At 49.3% G+C, this 24242-nt stretch carries 24 protein-coding genes; 15 read left to right on the top strand and 9 right to left on the bottom strand.

The window, feature by feature from the left end; translation table 11 throughout:
- Position 1: 1 nt before the first annotated feature.
- Genes ABJU74_RS03965 through mazG form a run of 10 tightly spaced genes read left to right on the top strand, consistent with a single transcriptional unit; the run spans position 2 to position 9528 of the window.
- A complete protein-coding gene (locus ABJU74_RS03965) occupies positions 2-1042 on the top strand; it encodes a lytic murein transglycosylase (RefSeq protein WP_348382818.1) in 1041 nt (346 codons plus the stop codon).
- On the top strand, positions 1026-2066 hold the full coding sequence (locus ABJU74_RS03960; RefSeq protein WP_348382817.1) for a septal ring lytic transglycosylase RlpA family protein: 1041 nt from the start codon (positions 1026-1028) through the stop codon (positions 2064-2066). Before ABJU74_RS03965 ends, ABJU74_RS03960 begins: the two co-directional genes overlap by 17 nt.
- A gap of 50 nt (positions 2067-2116) precedes the next feature.
- Positions 2117-3277 (top strand): D-alanyl-D-alanine carboxypeptidase family protein, encoded by a 1161-nt coding sequence (locus ABJU74_RS03955; protein ID WP_348382816.1) that lies wholly within the window; start codon positions 2117-2119, stop codon positions 3275-3277.
- On the top strand, positions 3274-3900 hold the full coding sequence (gene tmk / locus ABJU74_RS03950; protein ID WP_348382815.1) for a dTMP kinase: 627 nt from the start codon (positions 3274-3276) through the stop codon (positions 3898-3900). Before ABJU74_RS03955 ends, tmk begins: the two co-directional genes overlap by 4 nt.
- Before the next feature lie 4 nt (positions 3901-3904).
- Positions 3905-4933: an AAA family ATPase gene (locus ABJU74_RS03945; RefSeq protein WP_348382814.1), complete on the top strand. Its 1029-nt coding sequence runs from the start codon at positions 3905-3907 to the stop codon at positions 4931-4933.
- A gap of 60 nt (positions 4934-4993) precedes the next feature.
- Positions 4994-6565, top strand: coding sequence for a methionine--tRNA ligase (metG, locus tag ABJU74_RS03940; RefSeq protein WP_348382813.1), 1572 nt, complete (start codon positions 4994-4996; stop codon positions 6563-6565).
- Between the two features lie 5 nt (positions 6566-6570).
- Complete coding sequence (locus ABJU74_RS03935) at positions 6571-7347, top strand: TatD family hydrolase (RefSeq protein WP_348382812.1); 777 nt, start codon at positions 6571-6573, stop codon at positions 7345-7347.
- A gap of 2 nt (positions 7348-7349) precedes the next feature.
- Complete coding sequence (locus tag ABJU74_RS03930; RefSeq protein WP_348382811.1) at positions 7350-8126, top strand: MBL fold metallo-hydrolase; 777 nt, start codon at positions 7350-7352, stop codon at positions 8124-8126.
- On the top strand, positions 8123-8743 hold the full coding sequence (locus tag ABJU74_RS03925; RefSeq protein ID WP_348382810.1) for a TIGR02281 family clan AA aspartic protease: 621 nt from the start codon (positions 8123-8125) through the stop codon (positions 8741-8743). Before ABJU74_RS03930 ends, ABJU74_RS03925 begins: the two co-directional genes overlap by 4 nt.
- A 50-nt stretch (positions 8744-8793) precedes the next feature.
- Entirely contained in the window at positions 8794-9528 is a 735-nt protein-coding gene (gene mazG / locus ABJU74_RS03920; protein ID WP_348382809.1) for a nucleoside triphosphate pyrophosphohydrolase, read from the top strand.
- On the opposite strand, the gene hflX is transcribed toward mazG, so the two are convergent.
- The 7 genes from hflX to dusB form a co-directional block, all read right to left on the bottom strand.
- Positions 9525-10769, bottom strand: a complete 1245-nt coding sequence (gene hflX / locus ABJU74_RS03915; protein WP_348382839.1) for a GTPase HflX — start codon at positions 10767-10769, stop codon at positions 9525-9527. The two genes, mazG and hflX, sit on opposite strands and share 4 nt — an antisense overlap.
- A gap of 47 nt (positions 10770-10816) precedes the next feature.
- Positions 10817-11347 carry an RNA chaperone Hfq gene (gene hfq, locus ABJU74_RS03910; RefSeq protein WP_348382838.1) on the bottom strand — a complete coding sequence of 177 codons (531 nt, stop codon included), beginning with the start codon at positions 11345-11347 and terminating at the stop codon, positions 10817-10819.
- Between the two features lie 97 nt (positions 11348-11444).
- Positions 11445-12827 carry a sigma-54 dependent transcriptional regulator gene (locus ABJU74_RS03905; RefSeq protein WP_348382808.1) on the bottom strand — a complete coding sequence of 461 codons (1383 nt, stop codon included), beginning with the start codon at positions 12825-12827 and terminating at the stop codon, positions 11445-11447.
- Between the two features lie 10 nt (positions 12828-12837).
- Positions 12838-15174 (bottom strand): ATP-binding protein, encoded by a 2337-nt coding sequence (locus tag ABJU74_RS03900; RefSeq protein WP_348382807.1) that lies wholly within the window; start codon positions 15172-15174, stop codon positions 12838-12840.
- Between the two features lie 83 nt (positions 15175-15257).
- Entirely contained in the window at positions 15258-16676 is a 1419-nt protein-coding gene (gene ntrC, locus ABJU74_RS03895; RefSeq protein WP_348382806.1) for a nitrogen regulation protein NR(I), read from the bottom strand.
- Positions 16677-16679: 3 nt separating this feature from the next.
- Entirely contained in the window at positions 16680-17753 is a 1074-nt protein-coding gene (locus ABJU74_RS03890; protein WP_348382805.1) for an ATP-binding protein, read from the bottom strand.
- Complete coding sequence (gene dusB / locus ABJU74_RS03885) at positions 17753-18748, bottom strand: tRNA dihydrouridine synthase DusB (RefSeq protein ID WP_348382804.1); 996 nt, start codon at positions 18746-18748, stop codon at positions 17753-17755. The genes ABJU74_RS03890 and dusB overlap by 1 nt, the downstream gene beginning before the upstream one ends.
- Positions 18749-18845: 97 nt before the next feature.
- Between dusB and ABJU74_RS03880 the strand changes: the two genes are divergently transcribed.
- The 3 genes from ABJU74_RS03880 to ABJU74_RS03870 are packed head-to-tail and all read left to right on the top strand — an operon-like array spanning position 18846 to position 21065.
- A complete protein-coding gene (locus ABJU74_RS03880; protein WP_348422608.1) occupies positions 18846-19997 on the top strand; it encodes a bifunctional 2-C-methyl-D-erythritol 4-phosphate cytidylyltransferase/2-C-methyl-D-erythritol 2,4-cyclodiphosphate synthase in 1152 nt (383 codons plus the stop codon).
- A gap of 4 nt (positions 19998-20001) precedes the next feature.
- Positions 20002-20535, top strand: coding sequence for a hypothetical protein (locus ABJU74_RS03875; protein ID WP_348382801.1), 534 nt, complete (start codon positions 20002-20004; stop codon positions 20533-20535).
- Positions 20536-20549: 14 nt separating this feature from the next.
- The gene (locus ABJU74_RS03870) at positions 20550-21065 is read left to right on the top strand and encodes a CinA family protein (protein ID WP_348382800.1); all 516 of its coding nucleotides are present in this window, start codon (positions 20550-20552) and stop codon (positions 21063-21065) included.
- On the opposite strand, the gene ABJU74_RS03865 is transcribed toward ABJU74_RS03870, so the two are convergent.
- Positions 21014-21502 (bottom strand): type II toxin-antitoxin system RatA family toxin, encoded by a 489-nt coding sequence (locus tag ABJU74_RS03865; protein WP_348382799.1) that lies wholly within the window; start codon positions 21500-21502, stop codon positions 21014-21016. The genes ABJU74_RS03870 and ABJU74_RS03865 overlap by 52 nt on opposite strands.
- Positions 21489-22427, bottom strand: a complete 939-nt coding sequence (gene lipA / locus ABJU74_RS03860; RefSeq protein WP_348382798.1) for a lipoyl synthase — start codon at positions 22425-22427, stop codon at positions 21489-21491. Before lipA ends, ABJU74_RS03865 begins: the two co-directional genes overlap by 14 nt.
- Positions 22428-22900: 473 nt before the next feature.
- Here lipA and ABJU74_RS03855 point away from each other — a divergent pair, with 473 nt between their 5' ends.
- Entirely contained in the window at positions 22901-23530 is a 630-nt protein-coding gene (locus ABJU74_RS03855; RefSeq protein WP_348382797.1) for a carbonic anhydrase, read from the top strand.
- Entirely contained in the window at positions 23527-24153 is a 627-nt protein-coding gene (locus ABJU74_RS03850; RefSeq protein WP_348382796.1) for a pyridoxamine 5'-phosphate oxidase family protein, read from the top strand. The genes ABJU74_RS03855 and ABJU74_RS03850 overlap by 4 nt, the downstream gene beginning before the upstream one ends.
- The last annotated feature ends 89 nt before the right edge of the window (positions 24154-24242 follow it).

The following is a 24242-nucleotide window of genomic DNA, read 5'->3' as shown; positions in this document are numbered from 1 at the left end:
CATGCGTTTCACTACGGTCATTGCTTGCGGCGTTCTCGCGTTTTTCAGTTTGCCATCCACTCCAAATAACAATGCAGCGGTAGCGCAATCGTCCAGCGGTTTTAGCAACTATATGGAGCAGGTTGGACAGAAGGCTCTGCGGCAGGGCGTCAGCCAACGCACATTGGATCGCGTTTTGCCTAGCCTCACCTATAATCCGCGCGTTATTCAACTGGATCAGTCACAACCCGGCGGCAAGCCGAACAGTGCTATACCGCCTTTTGCGCCTTATAAACGACGCCATGTCGATGCTGCGCGGATTAACGGCGGCAAAGCGAAATATCGGCAACTCATCGGCAAACTGGCACAAGTGGAGCGCGATTTTGGCGTGCCTGGCCCCATGATCATGGCCATTTACGGGCATGAAACCAATTACGGTCGGATCACGGGTAATTTTGATATTCCTCGCGCTTTGGCAACCTTGGCTTATGAGGGCAGGCGGCGTTCGCTTTTTGAAGCTGAATTTTTGGCCGTGTTGAAAATGATCGATAACGGCGTGCCGCAATCTGCCATGAAAGGCAGTTGGGCAGGGGCCATGGGCAAACCACAATTTTTGCCTTCGGTCTACCTGCGCCTTGCCAAAGATGGCAATGGCGATGGCTATGCGGACATTTGGAACAGCGAAGCCGATGCGGTAACATCTATTGCCAATTATTTTGTCAATTCCGGTTGGCGGCGCGGAGAACCTTGGGGCGTGGCAGTGCGCGTGCCCAATGGGCTCAATCGCCAAGCGATTAAAAACAAAACAAAAGCAGTGCGCTGCCCACGGGTCCATGAACGCCATAGTCAATGGAAATCTATGGCAGAATGGCGTAGCTTGGGCGTCGCGCCGATCAGCGGACGGCGGCTGAGTAATGACACATTGGCGACATTGCTGGAGCCCGATGGGCCGGGCAAGACCGCATATTTACTAACCGGCAATTATCGTGTGATATTAGACTATAATTGTTCAAATTTTTATGCGTTATCAGTGGGGCTTTTGGCAGATGAAATTCGCAAGTAGAATAGTAAGCGTCAGTGCACTGGCCGCCTTTTTAGGCAGCTGCGGTACAATGGATGGGATAAACGACAATGTAGATGTTCGTGTTCCAACACCGGCGCCATCAGCCAATGCCGCTTATGGAACTGTCTCCGATGGACCGGTCAAAATTGGTGAACCCTATAAAATTGGCGGAAAAACATACACACCGGAAGATGTCGCAAGCTATGATAATGTGGGCTATGCGAGTTGGTATGGCCAAGAATTGGCGGGCAATCCCACCGCCAATGGTGAACGCTTCAATCCTGAAGGGATTAGTGCCGCTCATAAAACATTGCCATTGCCCAGCTATGTTGAAGTCACGGCCCTCGACACTGGACGGACAATCTTGGTGCGCGTGAATGATCGCGGTCCATTTGCCAATGACCGGCTTATCGATTTGTCGCATGGCGCAGCCAAGCAACTGGGCATTGATCAACAAGGCGTCGCAGGCGTCCGCGTGCGTAAGGTCAATCCCAATGAACAAGAACGCGAGGTTCTTCGCAATGGCGGGATAGCGACTGAACGAATTCCAACGCCAGATTCGCTTTTGACCATTTTACGCAAAAATCTCGCCAAATTACCGACTGCCCGGACACCGGTACGGCAAGCGCGCAGTACCAAACCGTCCCCTCCGGTGAACACCAGTGGTGTAGGCGCTTCTTATGTCCCTACTGGCGATTCAGCCCAGAGATCCAGTGGATCGCGCGATGGTCGGTTCATTGTCGAAGAAGCCAATCAACCGAGAAAGACGGTCACACGTCGCCCCGCGAAGCCGGCGACCTCCAGGAGCGGCGATTATGTCGTTCAAGTTGCCGCTTTCGGTGACAAGAACCGGGCCAATATTTTGGCACGAAAAATTGGCGCCAAAGTGATGTCCAACGGCAGCGGAAATATCTGGCGCGTGCGATACGGCCCTTACGCCAGTGAAAATGATGCCAAAGCGGGACTCGCACAAGCGCAAAAGCGCGGTTATAGTAACGCGAGAATCTTACGCGCGGGGAAATAATACCAGGCGGGTGGGAACTATCTAATCTATGATCTGGAACCGGGTATTTAATGAACAAGATTTTATGGGCTTCCCTGCCGCTTTTTGTGTTGTCGCCATCAGTCGCCGCATCTCCGACATTCGAAACCGAAGCACCCATAGCGTATATGACCGACCTGTCTTCCGGCGCGGTTTTGTTCGAAAAAAACGCTGACAAGCGGATACCACCCGCATCGATGGCAAAAATGATGACCGTCTATGTTGCTTTTGATCAGATTGAAAAAGGCAAACTCACCCTCGATCAGAAAGTCAAAATTCAAAGGGCCACCTGGCAGAAATGGACAGGGCAGGGCTCGACCATGTTTCTCAGTGCAACCGACGAACCAACGGTGAAAGACCTTTTGCACGGTGTCATTACGCTTTCAGGCAATGATGCCAGCGTGGTACTCGCAGAAGCTGTCGCCGGCACAGAAGAAAATTTTGCAGATATTATGACTAAAACAGCCCAACGTATCGGCATGGAAAACAGTCAGTTTGGCAACAGCACGGGCTGGCCGGATGAAGGCAAAACCATGGTTACAGCGAGGGATCTCGGGATTCTGGGCGCACGGCTATATGATGATTTTCCAAAGCTCTATAAAGATTTTTTTGGGCTGACCGAGTTTACCTGGGGCAAGACGAGGAGCGGCGAACCGATAACCCAGCCCAATCGTAATCCGTTGCTTGGCAAAATTGACGGTGCAGATGGCTTAAAGACGGGACATACCGAAGAAGCAGGCTTCGGCTTTACCGGATCAGCAGAGCAGAAAGGACGGCGGATCATTTCGGTGCTGGCGGGTCTAGACAGCTATGGTGGACGCAGTAGTGAATCGGTCAAATTTATGAATTGGGGTTTTAATGCATGGGAACCCAAAGCTTTATTTAAAAAAGGCTCTAAAGTGCAGATTGCGGAAGTACAGTTGGGTGATAGTTCATCTGTAGATTTAATTGCTCCCAGAGACTTATTTGCGACTCTTCCTAAAGGATCTGATGAGAAAATAACGATGAAGGTCCGCTATAACGGTCCGTTAAAAGCCCCAATAGCGCAAGGGCAACAGGTGGCAAGCTTGCTGGTAACGGTCAATGGCGGCGGGATTCAGTCTATGCCTTTGATCGCAGCGGAAACCATCGAGGAAGCGGGCTTTTTCGATCGGGTCTGGGCTGGACTCAAATCACTGTTCGGTTTGGCATGAACGGACGGTTTATCAGTCTGGAAGGCGGGGAGGGGACCGGAAAGTCCACGCAAGCAAAAGCATTGTCCGCCGCGCTGCAAGCCAAGGGACTAACGGTCCAATTGACACGCGAACCCGGCGGTACGCCCGGCGCAGAAACCATCCGTGATCTCTTGCTCAGCGGCCGTGATGACAAATGGAATATGCGAACCGAAGCCTTGCTTTTTGCCGCGGCACGCGCGGAACATTGCCAGGAACTAATCCAACCGGCATTGGCGCGCGGAGAATGGATTATCAGCGACCGTTTTATCGATAGCAGCCGCGCCTATCAGAGCATTGATGGTCAATTAAATGATCATGATATCATGGCACTGCATCATGTCGGCAGCGGTAATTTGATGCCCCATCGCACTTTCATTCTTGATCTCCCGGAAGAAATAGCTGCGCGACGGGCGGAAGCCCGGGATCGCGGGGACAGCGACCGTATTGGCGGCAGAAATAGCAGCTATCACCAGGCTGTTATGGCCAAATTCAGGCAATATGCAGAAAATGAGCCCGATCGTGTAAAACTGGTCGATGCTTCACAATCGCCGAATGAAATAACCGAAATTCTGTTGCAAAACTTAGCCGATTTGTTGAACTGACGCTATGACGTCATTTATCGGTCATGACAAAGCCCAACGCATTTTTCGGCAGTCTTTCGACAAAGGCACCTTGCATCACGCCTGGATTTTGGCCGGACCAAAAGGCATTGGTAAAGCCGGTTTTGCAAAGCAAGCCGCTCAATTTCTTCTGGATTCCGGCGATCGATCACCCCCAGCGGGAGAGAATTTCGAACTGAACGAAAATAGCCAGAGCGCCAAGCTTCTCAGTGCACGCAGTCATCCTGACTTCCGGTTGGTTCAACGCGGCGGTAAAACCGACAAGGAAGAGAAGAGAGCAAGAGAAGAAGGCGCGCACGCGCTGGAAGAACATGAATTGAAGCGGAATATTTCCATTCATCAAATTCGCAATTTGCAATCTCTCTTTTCCACTCAAGCGTCAATTTCAACCTATCGTGTTGTGGTTATTGACGCGATTGACGATCTCGAGCGTGGCGGCGCTAACGCGCTGCTGAAAAATCTCGAAGAGCCCCCGAAAAACACAATATTCCTTCTCGTGAGCCATGCACCGGAAAGGTTATTGCCGACGATAAGATCACGGTGCCAATTGCTCCGGTTTGATTCACTCGACGATGAACAGATGCGAACCGTGCTGATGGCCAAAGCACCAAATTTAGACACTGCGGAATTGGAAGCGTTGATTACAGCCGGAGAGGGGGCTCCTGGACGCTCCTTGCAATATATTCATACGGGCCTTGCCGAATTAGAAAAGCTCGCGCGCGCTATCCTGGAAACGGGCGATCCCGACAATAAGGTTAAAAATGAACTGGCCAAAAAATTATCCCTCAAAGCAGCGACGACGCGCTACCAAGCGTTTCTTTCGCGTGCACCCAGCATCATGGCTCAACATATAAAGTCATCCGGAGACAAACGGAGCATCCAAGCTATCCAATTGTGGCAAGAAGCTTCGGAATTGGCGATCATGGCAACACCCAAAGCTTTGGACAACCAAGCCGTGATTTTTAGACTTTGCAGCCTCATGGGATCGCTTGCCCAACAGGACCACCGCGCATAAAGAGGAGCGTGCAGCCAGTGGCTCGATGGGATTCGGGCTGAAACTTTGGGAAAGCCGTTCATGTCCAAACCTTTATACATTACAACAGCGATCAGTTATCCCAACGGCCCCCCGCATATTGGCCATGCTTATGAAGCGATCGCTGCCGATGCCATATCGCGCTTTCATCGGCTATCTGGACGAGATGTCCGGTTTCAAACCGGAACAGATGAGCATGGTTTGAAAATGGCACAAGCGGCCTTGGCAAAAAATATAGCGCCGCAGCAATTGGCTGATGAAATGGCTCAGCAATTTGTTGAGATGTGCGACACACTCAATATTGACTATGACCGTTTCATTCGGACAACCGAAGCCGACCATCACAAGGCTAGCCAAGCAATTTGGAAGGCTCTGGAGGCCAATGGCGACCTCTATCTTGATAAATATGAAGGTTGGTATTCGGTTCGCGACGAAGCTTATTATGATGAAAGCGAATTGATCGAAGCCGTCGGCGAAGACTCGAAAGAGAAATTATCTCCGCAGGGCACGCCGGTTGAGTGGACTGTTGAGGAAAGCTGGTTTTTTAGACTTTCCAAATATCAACAACCTTTACTCGATCTATTCACAAAACATCCTGAGTTTCTCAAGCCGGATAGCCGGCGCAATGAAATGATAAAATTTGTCGAAGGCGGCCTCAACGATTTGTCGATATCGCGAACCAGCTTTGACTGGGGTGTAAAAGTTCCTGGCAGCAGCAATCATGTGATGTATGTCTGGGTCGATGCTTTGACCAACTATCTTACCGGATTGGGATATCCTGAAAAAACCGATCTATATCCCAAATATTGGAATGATGGCGGAGATATTACCCATATAATCGGCAAGGATATTGTTCGGTTCCATAGCGTCTATTGGCCTGCTTTTTTGATGAGTGCCCAACTCCCCTTACCGAAACAGGTGTTCGGCCATGGATTCTTGCTTAACCGTGGTGAGAAAATGTCCAAATCAGTTGGAAATGTGGTCGACCCCATTGATCTCGCTCAAGCTTTCGGTGTTGATCAACTGCGCTATTTTCTACTCTCCGAAGTCATTTTCGGCAAAGATGGCAGCTATTCAGCCGAGATGATAGTGACCAAAACCAACGCCGATCTTGCTAATAATTTCGGCAATCTGGCACAACGTAGTCTGTCGATGATAGCTAAAAATTGCGACGGCAAAGTACCCCTAGCCGGAACAAAAACCGATGCGGAATCGGCGTTAATTGGAGATTTACAAACATGTTTTGCGGAAATCACAAAGCTGATGAACACGGAAGATTATCCCATCCACACCGCAATTGATTTGTTGCGGGAACGGCTCAGCGCAACCAATCAATATTTTGCGGATCAGGCGCCTTGGGCATTGCGAAAAACTGATCCAGCACGGGCAGACACTGTTCTCTATTATACTGCCGAAGCTATCCGACGACTGGCCATCATGTTGCGCTGGGTTATTCCCGAAAGCTGTGACAAAATGCTCGACCTGCTCGCACAAGAACAAAATGCGCGGGATTTTGCTCATTTTGATACCGAGATTAACAGCGGACTGGATCTACCCAAACCCGTCGGTATTTTCCCGCGTCTAGACATGCCAACGCAGCAAGGGGAAGGTTAAACGCCATGCTTGTCGATAGCCACTGCCACCTCAACTATGAAGGATTGATCGAGGAACAGGGGGCTGTGCTCGATCGCGCACGCGCCAGCGGTGTCACCGCGATGCTCAATATCTCGACCCGTGAGAGCGAATGGAAAGATATTGTTGCAACCGCAGAGCGGGAAAGCGACGTATGGTCTAGCATTGGTATTCACCCCCATGAAGCGGACGCTCACCCTGATATCGATCGGGCAAAATTGATAAAAGAAAGCGCCCATGATCGGGTCATCGCCATTGGTGAAACAGGTTTGGATTATTATTATGATCACAGCGACCGCGATCGACAGCGACAAAGCTTTCGCACCCACATTCACGCAGCGCGCGAAACCGGTCTACCAATAATTGTGCATACAAGAGACGCAGAAGATGACACAGCGGCGATTATGGCGGAGGAAATGGAGCAGGGCGTCTATACCGGTGTTATACATTGCTTCACTGCCAGCGAAGATTTTGCACGTAAAGCATTGAATCTAGGTCTTTATATCTCGATTTCCGGAATCGTCACATTCAAAAATGCCAAGGATTTGCAAAGTACCGCAGCCAAACTACCATTGGACCGGCTGCTGGTTGAAACTGATGCTCCCTTTTTAGCACCCGTCCCCCATCGCGGGAAAACAGGTGAACCTGCATTTGTAGCCGACACAGCGCGGTTTCTAGCCGAACTCCGCGATGAGGATTATTCTGAGCTATGCACCAAAACTGCTGAGAATTTTTATAGTTTGTTTAACAAGGCGCAACCCTGAACTTGGCGTTGAAACTGACCATTTTGGGAAGTGGGACATCATCGGGCGTGCCGCGCATTGGTAATGATTGGGGCGATTGTGACCCCAATGAACCGAAAAATCGACGATCCAGAGTGTCGATTATCGTTGAAAGTCCAACCACCCGCATTCTCGTAGATACTTCTCCGGATCTCCGTAGTCAGTTTCTCCAATGTAATATTGCCCAAATAGACAGTGTGATCTGGACCCATGACCATGCAGATCATTGCCACGGCATTGATGATTTGCGTCAGATTTTCCATCAGAAGCGTGAAGCTATTCCATCTTATGCCAGAGCTTTCACACTGGAAAGTCTTCAAAAACGCTTTGCTTATGCCTTTCACGGGCACAAATATTATCCGTCAATATGTGAAGCGCGTAAGTTGGATGATGAAATGATGATCGGCGACATCATGGTCAAAACTGTGGATCAACCGCATGGTAGCATAACCTCAGCTGGATTGCGCTTCGAATTCAATGGCTCGTCCATTTGCTACGCCACCGACTTTGGAGAAGTAACCGAAGAAATGCGGTTAAACTATAGGAATTGCGACATTTTTGTTGTTGATGCTTTGCGAGAGAAACCGCATCCAACGCACGCTCATCTCGATCTGACGCTCGATCTGATTCGCGAAGTCCGACCTCAGCTTGGCCTTCTGACGCACATGGACAAATCCATGGATTATCAAAAACTCTGCGGATATTTGCCGGAAAATATTCGCCCCGCTTATGACGGCTTTATGGTAGAGATTGGCAAATGACCGAAGATCAAAACATCAATTTGATATTTGCCATTGGCGCGCTCATTTTGGTTGCCAGTGCCTTGTTTTCGAGACGGATCGGAATGGGCGAAATCGTTCGTTCGGTTCTCGGATGGGTCGCTATTTTCGCGATTTTCATTGTCATATTCTCTTATCAACGAGAATTAGCCGGTGTTTGGCACCGTGTGACGGGTGAACTTACCGGCGCCAATGACCAAGTCGTGTCCGGAAGCACGCTAAGAATTCGCCAGTCAGCAGATGGGCATTATTGGGCCGACGCGGAAGTTAATGGCATGCCGGTGCGGTTTTTAATTGATAGCGGCGCCACAACTACTGCATTGTCGCTCAGCACAGCGCAAGCCGCCGACGTAGAAATTAATGAAGGCGGTTTCCCGACCTATTTAAACACCGCCAATGGAACCGTCGAAGCGCAGCGCGGAAGAATTTCTTCACTTAAAGTAGGTCCAATGATTGCTAAAGATTTATCCATCGTCGTTTCAGAAGCATTTGGAGACTCAAATGTCATTGGGATGAATTTCTTATCAGAAATGAAGAGTTGGCGCGTAGAAGGGCAAGAGATGGTTCTGGAGCCGCCCGATCGCGCAATACAAGAATAATTTAACATAATATATATTATCAACCTAATTGAAATAAGGATAGATATTCAGTGATTGAGCCCCTTCTCGATATCATGCGTCAATTGCGGGATCCAAAAACCGGATGCGAATGGGACACGGTTCAGACGTTTGAGACCATCGCACCCTACACGGTTGAAGAAGCCTATGAAGTTGCTGATGCTATACAGCGCAAGGACATGACTGATCTCAAAGATGAATTGGGCGATCTGCTGCTACAAGTTGTTTTTCACAGCCAAATTGCAACCGATCAAAATCATTTTGGATTTAAAGATGTTGTCGAAACAATTTGCGATAAAATGGTAAGACGTCATCCCCATATTTTTGGCGATGCAGAAAATTCTCCTGGTTGGGAACAAATCAAAGCCAAAGAACGGGCCGAAACCGGCAAATCCAGCGCTCTGGATGGAGTAGCGATAGCTCTGCCCGCACTTTTGCGCGCTCAAAAAATTCAAAAAAGAGCGGCTCGTGTAGGCTTTGATTGGCCTGATCGTGCGCCGGTGAGGGCCAAACTGCTGGAAGAACTGGATGAAGTCGATCAAGCGCAAACCCCGGATGATATTCATGAAGAGATCGGTGACTTGCTCTTTTCAGCTGTGAATCTGGCGCGTCACTATGGTGTCGACGCGGAACAGGCCTTGACCGATGCGACTCATAAATTCTCTAAAAGATTCAATACGGTAGAAGAAAATATTGCCGGGAATATGAAAGAAATGCCGCTTCAAGAACTCGAAGAAGAATGGCAAAAGGCCAAATTTTCGAACTAAAGGGCGTGGAACCGTCCCCAGTTTCGGCTCGACATTTGCACCGCTAAAATCAAATTGTCATTTTTCTGATCAGATTCCAGCACGCGACCATTTTCGTGAAGCCACGCTAAACGTTTTCCATCGGAGACGGATAAAGTCACTGTTTCGATATCATGGTGGCGAGAAAGATGTGTGGTCACCATTTCGACCAATGCCTTGACCCCTGTCCCGGTCGCAGCTGAAATAGGGCAGACATTATCAGGCATATGGTCAGGCAATTGAATGCTATCCGCGTGGTCCGCATCAATCAGATCAACTTTGTTCCAAGCTTCTATAATCGGCGCGCCCTCGCCTGTTTCCAGTTCGACACCCAGGTCTTGAAGGATTTGTTCAACATCTTGCGCCTGCCCTTCTCGCGACGCGTGCGAAATATCGCGAACATGAATGATCACATCTGCCGCTGTGACTTCTTCCAATGTTGCGCGAAACGCGGCCACCAATTGCGTCGGCAGGTCGGAAACAAACCCAACCGTGTCAGAGATTATGGCTTTATCATATCCCGGTAACGGAAATTGGCGCATTGTCGGGTCCAAAGTGGCAAACAGAAGATCTTCGGCAAACACTTCAGCACCAGTCAACCGATTGAAAAGAGTCGACTTTCCGGCATTTGTATAACCGACCAAAGCGATAACCGGCCATGGCGCTTTTTGTCGTCGTGATCGGTGCAAGCTACGTGTTTTGCGCAAATGAGTAAGTTCCTTGCGCAATTTGGCCATGCGATCGCGGATCATGCGGCGATCAGACTCAATCTGAGTTTCTCCTGGCCCTCCGAGAAACCCAAATCCCCCGCGCTGCCGTTCCAAGTGGGTCCAGCTGCGCACCAGTCGACCAGCCTGATAATCCAGATGCGCCAATTCAACCTGCAAACGCCCTTCAGCGGTGGCGGCACGCGCTCCGAAAATCTCCAATATCAAACCAGTGCGATCGATGACTTTGGCTTTGAGCTCTTCTTCCAAATTCCGTTGCTGAATTGCGCTCAATGTTCCGTCGACAATAACGATATTCGCATCTTCTTGCGCCAAGATCGTCTTAATCTGCTGCACTTGACCTGAGCCAAATAAAGTGCCGGGTTTCGGTGCGCGAACGCTGAAATGGCGCGCGGAACTGGCCTCCAGACCAATAGCCAAAGCCAAGCCAACTGCCTCTTCAAGGCGATATTCTAATGCACTTTGAGACAGCGCACCTAAATCCGGATGAACGATAAGCGCTTTGTCGAGTGTGCCGTCTAGCTTTTCTTTTTCAAATGGAATCAATGGGAACCGTCATCGGTATTGTAATCCGCCAAATTGACGGGCCCACTTGGTTGGATCGTAGAAATGGCGTGTTTATAAACCAATTGCGCTAGCCCTTCCCGCTCCAACAAAATACAAAATAGATCATAGGCAGCGACTTCGCCTTGCAGCATAACCCCATTGACCAAGAACATAGTAACCGGATCATTGCTATCCCGTACGGCGGTTAGGAATACTTCCTGAAGAACACCACTGCGGCCCTTAACCCGGTCCATCAAATCATTAAAAGCCTGCATATCCATATTTTGTGATGGCATGACCGTGGAAATTGCATGCTTGTAGACCAGTTGCGATTGCCCATCGCGGCGCAATAATACGGAGAAATTGTCAAACCAGGTTACGATGCCTTGCAGTTTGACACCTTTGACCAGAAACATGGTCACTGGCATTTTTGATTTGCGGAGAGAGTTTAGGAAAAGATCTTGTAGGTTGTTTGATTTATCGGCCATTTTTGACATCCGGTTTTTGGCGGCACAAGGGCCGCAGATAGGGGTTTCTCAGACGGGTTTACTGAGTTGGGGGCCCGCCTTTAAGACCATATATGGATTAAGATCGGCTGCGACAACCGCAAACCCATAAGAGCGCTTACTCCACGCCCTGTTTCTTTTTCGCGGCCAACCCCAAAATCTTTAATTTGCGATGCAAAGCAGACCGTTCCATGCCAATGAAATTAGCGGTTTTGGATATATTGCCCGAAAATCTCCGGATCTGAACTTTCAAATATTCCCGTTCAAAACTTTCTCGGGCTTCCCGCAAAGGCGATCCCATGAGTGATGCGACCCCTTGATCCAAATCTTCATTATTGCCCAAAATTTCTGGAGGAAGCATTTCTATTTCAATTTTTGCAAAATTATCTTTCGGCGCAAGAATAATGGTGCGTTCGATTACATTGCGAAGCTGACGCACGTTGCCAGGCCAGTCACAGGCCTGCAAAGCCGCCATTGCTTCACCCGAAATTTCCGGAGGATTTAGCCGTTGATCGGCAGCAAAACGCGCAGAATAATGTTCCACCAAGGTCGGAATATCTTCGCGCCTCTGATTGAGCGGAGGCAATTCAACCGGGACAACATTTAACCGATAAAAAAGATCTTCTCGGAAACGCTTCTCATGAATTTCTTTATCCAGATTACGCGACGTTGCAGACACCACGCGGACATCGACCTTAACCCGCTGCGTTCCGCCAAGCCGTACAAAACTTTGCTCGGTCAATACGCGAAGTATTTTCCCCTGCGTATCCAGCGGCATATCCGCCACTTCATCGATAAATAATGTTCCGCCATGCGCTTCTTCCAACAGTCCGATTTTCTCGACCGATCCATTTTTTTCGGTTCCGAAAAGCTCTTCTTCGACGCTTTCAGGAGATAGGCGCGCCGCACTAATCGTAACAAACGGGGCATTGGCGCGCTGACTCCAATTGTGCATCAAACGCGCCGCGACTTCCTTCCCAACGCCCGCAGGTCCGGAAATCAGGAGCCGGCTACCGGTTCCCGCAATGCGTTTCAACGTCGCCCTGACTGTGTTTACAGCCGCACTATTTCCGGTCAGCTCATCGGCAAATCCAACGCGCGCTTTTAATATTTCATTTTCTCGGCGCAGACTTTCCGTCTCCGTTGCGCGCGCAACTAGATGCATGAGATGTTCAGCTTCAAACGGCTTTTCAATAAAATCCACTGCGCCTTGGGAAATAGCGGCAACCGCCGTATCGATATTGCCATGGCCTGAAATCACGATAACTGGCAGTTTTGGATCGATTTTCTTAACTTCGGTCAACAGCTCCAATCCGTCGAGCCGCGAACCGCGCAACCAGACATCGAGCAAGACCAAAGACGGTTTCCGTTCTTTGACCGCAGCCAGTGCAGAATCACTATCTGCAGCCACGCGGGTTTCATAACCATCATCTTCCAGAACACCGGAAATCAGTTCCCGGATATCGGGTTCATCATCAACTATCAGGATATCTAACGCCATTTTTCGACCTCTAAACTGGGGGTAATTTATTCGATTGTGGGAATGTGTTGCCGCTGGCTTTGCTGCCTTCGGTTTCGGTTACATAGGATGAATTGCCATCCTCCGGCGCGGCGCCGAACGCCTCACCCAATCGGAGTAATTTTGCTGGATTTAAGCGAATTACGACCAACGTTCCACCGGATTGTTCGGCGTCGTCGGAGTCCGAAAAAGTTATAATTCCGAAATGCTCTTCGACAATTTTCTTAACGATAGCGAGGCCGAGGCCAGTGCCCTTTTCTCGCGTCGTCATATACGGTTCTACAATGCGTTCGCGCTCTGCTGGCAATCCAATCCCATTGTCATTCAGACGAATTTCAATCTCATCTTCGACCATATCAATTCGCATATTAATGCGGCCATCTTCGAAGGAAAAGTCAGAATTGGCTTCCGCTTTTTGCTCAATTGCTTCCACTGCGTTTTTAACAATATTGGTAAGCGCTTGCCCCAATTGGCGACGATCACAGACCAAAGATATTCGCTGCTGCTGGGTATCAAATTGGAATTGAATGGTCGGATGAGCCACCTCTTGAAGGAACACCGCTTGCTTGACGATATCAACAACATTTTCTTCACGGAAAACCGGTTTCGGCATGCGCGCAAAAGAAGAAAATTCATCCACAATCTTCCGCAAATCGCCCACTTGGCGGACAATTGTGCCGGTCAATTGCGAGAATATCGGCGCCCCTTCTTCGATATTTTTGCCGAAACGCCGCTGCAGACGCTCCGCCGCCAGTTGAATGGGGGTCAGCGGGTTTTTGATTTCGTGAGCAATTCTGCGCGCAACATCCGACCAGGCGGCCCGTCGTTGATCCAATAATTGCTGGGTTATGTCTTCGAACGTTATGACATGGCCCGACGGACCTTGCACAATTTTAACTTCCAGCGTGCGAATTTCATTTCCGGATGAAAATTGAATTATGGTCGTTTCAACGCCCTCTTCAATCAAGGACGCAAATTCCGGAGCGATATCTGAAATTTGCATATCCAAAAGATATTCATTTTGTTTGGCAAGCAAGGACTGGGCACGAGAATTAACCAGACGCACATCCCCATTTTGATCGAGACTGATAATCCCAGCGGTTACGGACTCTAAAACCGTTTCGATAAAGGCCCGGCGATTTCCCAATTGCTCATTGGCTGTCAAAAGCGCAGTTGTCTGGGTTTCCAGTCGCTCGGTCATGCGATTAAAGGCGCGGCCCAGTGTTCCAATTTCATCTTTCTCAACCGGGCTCGGAACACGGGTTGCCAGATCACCTTCAGTAATCCGCTTGGCCGCATAAACCAATTCCCCGACGGGCCGAACCATGCGATCAGCGACGGCCAAGGCAATCCACAAAGCCAGTCCGACAATGAACAAAGACACGACGAACAAAGCAATATTAAACTGCAGCTGCAAGCTTCGAGATCGGGTAAACAAATTGTCGTAATCCGCCAAGACAGATTGCGCCCTCTCCCACTGACTGAGCGCCAGCATATCGGAATCCCGGCCTGCATAAAGAAAGACCTGTGAATCAATATCCAAGGCGGTCACTGCTTCAATTTTATTCGCTTTGGCGGTTACCACATAATTTTGTCCGGCCATGAGCTTTTGGATAACTTCATCCGTGATGCGCGCATCCGTGTCGCTATTGTCCGGATTTACTGCCGCAGCGGTCCTCACCACACCATCTTCACCATATTGAATAATCGCAGATTCGTTCAACTTTCGGGTTAACACTTGGAAGGAGTAGTTTTCGGCAAATTCGGGATGGTCGATCCCCTTCTCATTCAAAAAACTTCGCAAATCGCTCGCCATGGTGATTGTTTCCTCACCTACGTCCCTGCGATTTTGATCATAATAGCCGCGCGCTAAGCTATTCGCGTTTTCGAGCATACCGCGCGCACGATCCGAAAACCAAAATTCCACCCCATATTGAAACAATAATGAGGCAAATATGACCACCAACAGCATCGGTACGCTGGCGACAAGAGAAAATAGAGCAACCAAACGGACATGCAATCGACCGCTGGTACCAACGACCGATTTCGCCGCCCTGCCCTTTGCCATGCGGCGGCCCAGCAATACCAATAAAATTATGGCAGGTATAAGGTTGGCGACGAGCAAAGCCGCGGTCAATGGCGGTGAGATAAAATCAGTCCGGCCAGATTGCGAATTCAATACCAAATAGCTGCCACCCGCCATGATCAGAAACAGCAGGATGACCGCCCATTCGACACGCTTCATCGCTTTGTCATTTTCAGCGAGCAAAGATAGACGCCGCAACCACATCGGTGTTCGTTTCTCAAAAGAGGATTGCGGGGCGTTCATTGTGTTCTTGATACAACAGTTTCGTTGTAAAAACAGCACTATTGACGTATAAATGTCACGGTTTGACGCGCTGACTTATCATTCTATCGTGATTGTGTAGGGTCAATCTCATATTCGGTTAATTTTTTACGCAAAGTGTTGCGGTTTATGCCCAACATTGTTGCTGCTTTAATTTGATTGCCGCTGGCTTTACGCAATATTTCTTCCAAAAGCGGCCGCTCGAATTTTTCCAATGCCCGGTTATAGAGAGAGTTTCCTTGGTTTTTTTCTAGCAATAAATCGCCGACAACCGACTTGACCCGGTCGGAAAACTCAAACTCACCATTATTGTCTTTTTCATCGCCTTGCTGAGACTGTAGAATTTGTCGAATAGCGGTCTCTGAAAGCTCCTCTTCACGCGCGGTTACGACAAGTCGGTAGATTAGATTTTTCAATTCTCGTACATTTCCGCGCCAATTATGCCGAGACAGCAAATCCATGCCATCTTCGGTGAGAATTTTTTGCGGCAAGCCTTCTGTAATCGCGAGATTAAGGAAATGATTGGCTAAAGCTGGGACATCGCTCGCGCGATCTCGCAATGGCGGCAATTTAATGGGTACAACATTGATCCGATAATAGAGGTCTTCCCGAAATTTACCTTCCTCGATCAGATTCAAGAAATCTTGATTGGTTGCTGCCACGATCCGAACATCCAGTTTGATGAGCCCTTTACCGCCGACCCGGTTTATCTCGCCCGATTGCAAAGCCCGCAAAAGACGCGTCTGGGCATGCATGGGCATGTCACCAATTTCATCGAGAAATAAGGTTCCCCCCTGCGCCTGTTCAAACTTACCAGCAGCGCTGCTGACGGCACCAGTAAACGCACCCTTTTCATGACCAAAAAGCTCTGCCTCGATCAGATCCGTAGGAATAGCCGCCATGTTGACTGCGATAAAAGGCCCAGCCTTGCGGTGGCCCAAATTGTGAATAGCCTCTGCTACCAGTTCTTTACCGGTTCCGGATTCTCCTAAAATCAGCACAGACAGGTCGTTACGCAACAAGCGCGCGATCATTCGGTAAACTTCCTGCATGGCTGGGCTGCGCCCCACAAGCGGAAGATTATCGTCCTCCAAAACATCTGCCGGCAATCCCTCAGCCCTTGGTTTCATGGCCTGCTGCACAACTTCGACTAGCTCATCGAGATCAAATGGCTTTGGAAAATATTCAAATGCCCCGGTTTCTGAGGCTCTCACCGCAGTATTCAGGGTATTTTGAGCGGAAATGACAATTATTGGCAAGTCTGGATCACGCGCTTTAACCGCATCGAGCGTGACGATGCCATCTTCTTCACCCAGCCCGACATCGGTGATCAATAAATCATATTTTCCGCTCGCCAAGAGCGCGTCACGGTCCGACACGGTTTTACAGCTGTCTACCGCCATTCCTTCGGCCTTTAGAGCGGTCGAAATAATATGACTGACCGATGGGTCATCTTCTACTAGTAATACGGTTTGCTTAGCCATTACTTACCCCTGCCCTGCTATTGGCAAAAATAGGACAAATTGCGTGTAGTGGGATCCACTTGATCGCTCGTACCGAACACGTCCGTTCATATCATTCATCAATTTCCGAACGAGAGCCAGCCCCAACCCCTGCCCTTCCCTTTTGGTCGATACAAAGGGCGAAAATATCTCCCGTTCCAACTCCGCTGGTACTCCGGGCCCATTATCTCGAACGATGATTTCAACTGGCAACCGCACCATCGTGTCTGAACCATGGACAGACAAGGATGCGCCGAAGCTATAGCGTGTAATCAGACGGATATCTGGGGCGTCCATAGTTTTTGTTGCATCAACCGCATTCACCAATAAATTGGTCAAAACTTGCATTAGCGCATCCGGATCAACCAGCACTTCGGGCAAAGAAGGGTCAAATTCATCGCGAATTTTCAAATCTCCTTTGCTGGCTGTCTCCACTGATTGCCGAGCGCGATCGATCAGCGAATGAACATTAACAGGTTCAACGCTGGCGGGCTGATTGGTTGAAAGACTTTGCATCCGATCCAGCAGATTGGCGATACGCGCCACTTCTTCCTTAATCATATGCGTCAATGGCTTTTTCTCGTCATCAAGAGATCGGTCGAGCAATTGCGCAGCGCCCTTAATGGCTGCAAGCGGATTTTTGATTTCGTGCCCCAATATGTCCGGAGCACGCACCGAAAACTGATCTTGTTCGCCTTGGCGCTGTTCCACAACGGGGCCATCGGCCGGCAATGGTGCAATGGAGACGATCCGCCATTGTTGATCAGCCGGAACCGTGTGAATATCAAAATTGACCAATCCGACCACCTCACCTTTTACCGAGGCAACTACGCGCCGTGCCGCGACATTGGCGTCTTTGTCGACCAAAGCGCGTTCAAGACGGCCATCTTCAAATTGTAGCTGATTGCCAATATGATCGCCGATGAGATGCTTCGCACTTTGTCCAAAAAAATTCTCTGCAACTGGGTTTACTTTGGCGATTGCGTGATTGTGATCGATGATCAGCAATGCATCCGGAAGACCGGCAAAAATTTGTTCTGCCGAAGGCAAGTTCGTCATCAAGCTGCCGCTTTTTCCAACCAAGGTTCATAAAAATTCTGGAGCATTTCCAAAACTTTAGAGGCGTTCATTTCCTTATTAGCTTGATTTCGGAATTCAGCAGAACCGGGCAGTCCTTTTGTATACCACCCGATATGTTTACGGGCGACTTTGACGCCAATATCTTCGCCATAAAGATCGAGCATGGCGCGGTAATGCTCTTCTAGAACTGCATATTGTGTTTGCAGATCAGGATCCGGAAGCACCGTGCCTTGATCAAACCAATGCATTACTTGGCCTAAGAGCCAAGGCTTTCCGTAGGCGCCGCGTCCAATCATCAGTCCATCTGCTCCACTTTCCGCAAGCGCGCGTTCGCAATCATCGAGGGTGCAAATGTCGCCATTAACAATCACCGGCACAGAAACAGCTTCTTTTACCTTTTTAACAAAGGTCCAATCCGCACTGCCTTTGTACATTTGGCAACGGGTGCGGCCGTGAACGGTGATCATTTTGGCACCGAGGTCTTCGGCTATATGGGCGAGTTCCGGCGCATTTAGGCTGTTATGATCCCAGCCCATTCGCATTTTTACAGTAACCGGAACATTCACAGCTTTTACCGTTTCTTTGATCAATGCAGCCGCCAAGGGAAGATCGCGCATCAAGGCAGAACCGGCGTCACCATTAACCACTTTCTTGACCGGACAGCCCATATTAATATCGATAATCTGGGCCCCGCGATCTTCATTTAATTTCGCGGCTTCTGCCATTGCCTCCGGAGAACAGCCTGCCAATTGCATTGAAACCGGTTCTTCAATTGGATCCCAAGCGCATTTTTGCAGGGATTGCCGGGTTTCCCGGATCATTGCCTGGCTGGCGATCATTTCTGTGACGTTAAGACCCGATCCAAAGCGCCGCACGAGTTTGCGAAAGGGCAAGTCCGTCACACCAGTCATCGGAGCCAGCAATACAGGGCTGTCTATCGTTATATTGTCGATTGAAATGGGGTTTAACGTCATGTCATCTGCCTAAAATTTAAGCAGGCTTTATCGCCAAACTGGCTGGTAGGCAAGAAAGGACTGAGCTAGATCATCCGCAATGAATGATTCTGACAAAATGAAAACATCCAATCATGCACTCCTTGTAGCAGCAGGATCAGGATCCCGCTCCGGATTGTCTGTTCCAAAGCAATTTGCGCTTTTGCATGGTAAAGCGATGGTCCGCCACAGCGCTGAGAGTTTTCTCGATCATCCTGACATTTCCCATCTATGGATTGTTATCGCTTCTGGTCAGGAACAGTCCATGGAGCATGCGTTGGACAAGCTTTCCGGATTCACGCTCGTTACCGGAGGAGCGACCCGGTTTGATAGCGTTCGCAACGGTTTAGATGCGATTGCCAGTGCCGGCGGCGCCGACAATATCTTAATCCATGATGCCGCCAGACCATTTTTATCCGCCGCTGTCATCGATCGATTGCTAATTAAACTGCTAACCGAACAATCAGCTATTCCGGTTTTACCGACAATTGATACGACGATAAAATCCACCCGAGGCTATGTGCAAGAAGCTGTTGATCGGAAACAACTATGGCGCGTGCAAACGCCGCAGGCATTTCATTTTGAGAAACTATTGGCCGCTCATAAGCAATGGCCGGCAGATAAAAAGGCCACAGATGATGCCCAGATTTTCAATGCAGCCGGTCATAAGGTTGCAACAATTAACGGTGACGAGAACCTCAATAAATACACAAATGCTGCTGATTTTGCCAAACATTCGGAACAAATTATGACGGAAACACGGACGGGCATGGGCTATGATGTTCATCAATTGGTTGCCAATGAGGAATTGTGGATCGGCGGCTTGAAAATAGAATATGACAAAGGATTAGCCGGTCATAGTGATGCCGATGTTTTGCTTCACGCACTTACCGATGCGCTATTGGGTGCTGTCGGAGCAGGTGATATTGGTGATCACTTCCCCCCTTCTGACCCGCAATGGCGTGGGGCATCGTCCGATAAATTTGTCGAATTTGCCGCATCGGTCATCAAAGAGAAAGGTGGCCGCATCAATAATGTGGATATGACTGTGATCTGCGAGGCCCCTAAAATAAAGCCGCATCGCGAATTGATGCGCATGAATATCGCAAATTTGCTGAATATTAATCCTGATCAGGTCAATGTGAAAGCAACGACCACCGAAAAATTGGGCTTTACTGGTCGCAAGGAAGGAATCGCAGCCCAAGCCGTTGCGACAATAACTATGGAGTAAACCCATGCGTAAAAAAATAACCTATGTTTCAGCCATTTTTGTGATGTTGAATGCGACCGCGGCACAAGCACAACAGAACCAAAAATGTATTTCGCCGGAGACCGCGCAGTCCTTTATCACCTATGTTTTGCCTGGTGCACTTGATGCGGTGAGAAAACAATGCGCCAACAATCTACCTGCAGACGCGGCCATCTTACAATTGGATTCGCCGCAATTGGAAAAATATCAAACCGATTCTGAAAAAGCTTGGCCCAAGGCCAGTGTCGCTATTCGATCGATGATTGGAGATCGATTGCCTGCTGAAATGGACATGGATGCCTTTCGTCCATTTGTCGATGCCATGGTGCCGGCATTTCTTTCACAGGAAATCAAAACCAGCGACTGCCCAACAATAAATAAAGTTTATCGCTTGCTCGAACCTTTACCGACCGTGAATTTGGCTAGCCTTACCGTGATGTTGGCCCAACTGGGTGGCAAGGACGAGGAAAATTCCAGTGACAAATCACCTTTCAACATTTGCAAAACACCCTCGGAATAGGCTAGCGGGCCCGCATGCAAAATCTCCTGCCCGAACAGCTCGTCAATTTGGCGGAAAAGGTCATTGACGCCAATCGTGCCGCTGGACGCCGTGTCACTGTCGCGGAAAGTTGTACCGGCGGATTGGTCGCTGCCGCATTGACCGAAATTGCTGGAAGCAGTGATGTTTTCGAATGCGGTTACAATACCTATTCCAATAGCGCGAAGCAAAAAATGCTCGATGTTAGCGACGATATGCTGGAAACATTTGGCGCTGTATCTATCGCCGTCGCATGGGGCATGGCTCGCGGCGCACTTGAGAAATCAGGATGTGACGTGTCTGTGGCCATTACCGGCGTCGCTGGCCCGGGCGGAGGTACAGTGAAAAAGCCGGTTGGAACGGTAGTCTTTGCCAAAGCTGAAAAAGGAAAAAGCATCGATGATGTCGTAGCCGATCGGCACAATTTCGGGAATGAAAAAAGCAGAGCCGATATCAGACTTCAAGCGGCGCTTGTTGCGCTCGAGCTATTGCTGCCGGATAGGTCTGAATAGTTGCTGCCATAAATTTCCTTAGCCCGATCCACAAAAGCGCTAGTCATTTTGTGCAAGGCTTTAGCAAACATTTGCCCGGCCATTTTTTCGAACATTCTGTTTTTGAAAGTAAAATCAACATAAAAATCAACGTAGCTGCCGCCCCCTTCCCGATCCCGGAACGTCCATTCATTGTGTAATTTCTTTAAAGGACCATCGAGATAGTCGACTTCAATCGTCTTCTTCTCAGCATTTTTGACCACCCGAGAAGTAAATTGCTCGCGCAGGCCTTTGAATCCGACAATCACATCAGCCACCATCTCCGTATCGCTATCCGATCGAATTCGGGTACCAACCACCCAAGGCAGAAATTCCGCATAGCGCCCAACATCGGCAACCAGCGCGTACATTTGCGCGGCGCTATGCGGTAATTCTCTTGTTTCTCTATGCGCCGGCACGAGCCAGTTTTTCCTCACGCGCTTGCCGCATCTTCGCGAAATCATCGCCGGCATGATAGCTGGAACGCGTTAGCGGACTAGAGGCAACCAATAGAAAGCCCTTGGCCCGCGCGATGGAAGCATAGGCATCAAAGGCCTGCGGATTAATAAATTCATCAACTTTGACATGTTTTGGTGTGGGTTGCAGATATTGCCCCATGGTCAGAAAGTCGATGTCGGCTGATCGCATATCATCCATCACCTGATGAACTTCGAGCCTTTGTTCACTTAGCCCCAACATTATACCGGATTTAGTGAAGATGGAGGGATCCAGACGCTTCACTTGCTCCAACAGACGCAATGATGCGTAATAGCGCGCGCCGGGGCGAATATTTGGATAAAGCCGCGGAACAGTTTCGAGATTATGGTTATAAACGTCGGGTCGAGCTTCAACAATTGTCTCAACCGCCTGATCCGCCTTATTCCGAAAGTCGGGAGTTAAAATTTCAATCGTGGTACCGGGTGTCGTGCGGCGCAAAGCTTCGATGACTTTTACAAATTGACTGGCCCCACCATCTGGTAAATCATCCCGGTCAACCGAAGTGATCACAATATGCTCCAACCCCAATTTTGCCGCTGCATCCGCAGTGTGCTGGGGTTCTAACGGATCAACCGCCATTGGCATTCCGGTTTTGACGTTACAAAAGGCGCATGCCCGAGTGCAGACATCTCCCAAAATCATCACGGTTGCGTGTTTCTTGGTCCAGCATTCGCCAATATTCGGACAAGCAGCTTCTTCACAGACCGTGTTCAACTTGTGCTCGCGCATCAATTTCCGCGTTTCTTCAAAGCCTTTGCCCATTGGCGCTTTGACTCGAATCCAGTCTGGTTTGCGTTGGCGAACAGGCTTGCCCGAAGGCGCCGGTATTTTAGTGATCTCGTTCATTCCTGTTAGATAGCGACGAGAGGGCTGCTTGCCAACCACGATCAGGCTGTTGATCCCAGGGCAACTATATTTGATAGTCAGCATCGATGATAGTCGACACGCTGACCTCTCCAGTTATTTTTTCATTCTTGGTTTCTTTGCGGCCTGTATTCGGTCCAATCTTTCTATTTCCGAGGCTTTTACCAAAGGTTGAAAGTGGATGAGTATGGCATCAGCGATAGCAGGTCGTGTTTAATGCACGAAATACTGTCCAATGTTCGGTGATTTTGTTGCTTGGCGCCTTCATCATTGGTTTCATCGCCGGCAATGATGGATTTGCCGCAATCGCGAAGTTTCTGGGGTAAACTATGATTACAACAGTACAACGCAGACTAAGCCAACCAGTTGACGAATGCGCTGGCGCCATTACTGGATAGTCACAGTTTATTATTGACCATCGCGAACGTCGAGGTCATCCGAGGGAAACGCTTCTAATGCAAGATTTTGGTGCACTTATTGACGGATATAAACGGTTTCGAACCGATGATTATCCTAAACAAAAAGCCCACTTCGAGACTTTGGCAAAAGAAGGGCAAGCGCCGCCATTCATGGTGATCTCCTGCTGCGACAGCCGTGTTGATCCGGCCACTATTTTTGACACCGGACCAGGCGAAATATTTACGCTTCGCAATGTTGCCAACCTCGTTCCTCCGTTTGATGAAACAGGCGGCCTGCATGGCGCCTCCGCCGCGATTGAATTTGGTGTGACCGGCCTAAATGTGGAGCATATAGTAGTGCTGGGACATGGACAATGTGGAGGGATTGGAGCGGCGTTGAAGGGGGCTTCATTAAGCACAACGGGTCATAACAACTTTGTCGATGAATGGATGTCGATCATCGATGATGCACGCGACATGGTTATCGATGCCAATTTTGCCGATCCGCAACGCGAACTGGAACTGGCCGCTATCAAGGTCAGTTTGGAAAATCTGCGCAGTTTTCCGTATATTGCAGAACGGGAAAAGCACGGAGAGATCAAGTTACATGGGGCGTGGTATGCTATCGGAGAGGCTGCATTATTTACTCTCGATGAGGCCAGTGGAAAATTCGAAGCGATCGAATGAATACGGAAGAAAAACATCTATTTCTTGATGATCTATCAGCATCTTTTGAGGAATCTTGGAAACTGTTATTTGATGCGGCCAACAATCGAAAATCACCGATGCACACATTGGCGGTGGCCACAATTTCTCAAGATGGCGGGCCGAGCCAGCGCATCATGGTCTTGCGGGACACCAATAAAAATAGTCGAGCACTGCGCTTTCATACTGATAGTCGCGCGCTAAAAACATCAGAAGTAGCTCAACAGAATCTGGCTTCCATTTTAGCTTATCACAGCGACGCGAAAGTCCAGTTGCGTCTGAAAGGCACAGCCCGAATTGAAACTGATACCGAGGATTGTGAAGCAGCCTGGCAAGAAGCGAGCTTATACGGAAAACGGTGCTATCTCGCTGACCCGGCTCCTGGAACGGAGGTGGATCATCCGACATCCGGGCTTGATCCAGACATGGAGGGCCGAAAGCCGGATATCGATGACGTCATACCGGCACGCGAGAATTTCGCGATAATGTTGATTGAGGTAGAACATATTGAATGGCTCTATCTCGCGCATACAGGGCATCGGCGGGCCCTATTCTCTTGGGATGCAAACCAGAAATTGTGGGATAAAAAATGGTTGGTTCCCTGACAGCGTGCGAACCAATATCTACAAGACTAAGATCAAACCGTGTCCGCCGCATTTTAAGCGCCCATTTCCCGCGATTGCACCCTTGCTTT

The organism is Parasphingorhabdus sp., assembly GCF_039982415.1.
In the GTDB taxonomy this organism is placed as follows: Bacteria; Pseudomonadota; Alphaproteobacteria; order Sphingomonadales; family Sphingomonadaceae; genus Parasphingorhabdus.
The sequence above is the reverse complement of the archived record's forward strand: the minus strand, read 5'-3'. Positions and strand labels throughout refer to the sequence as shown.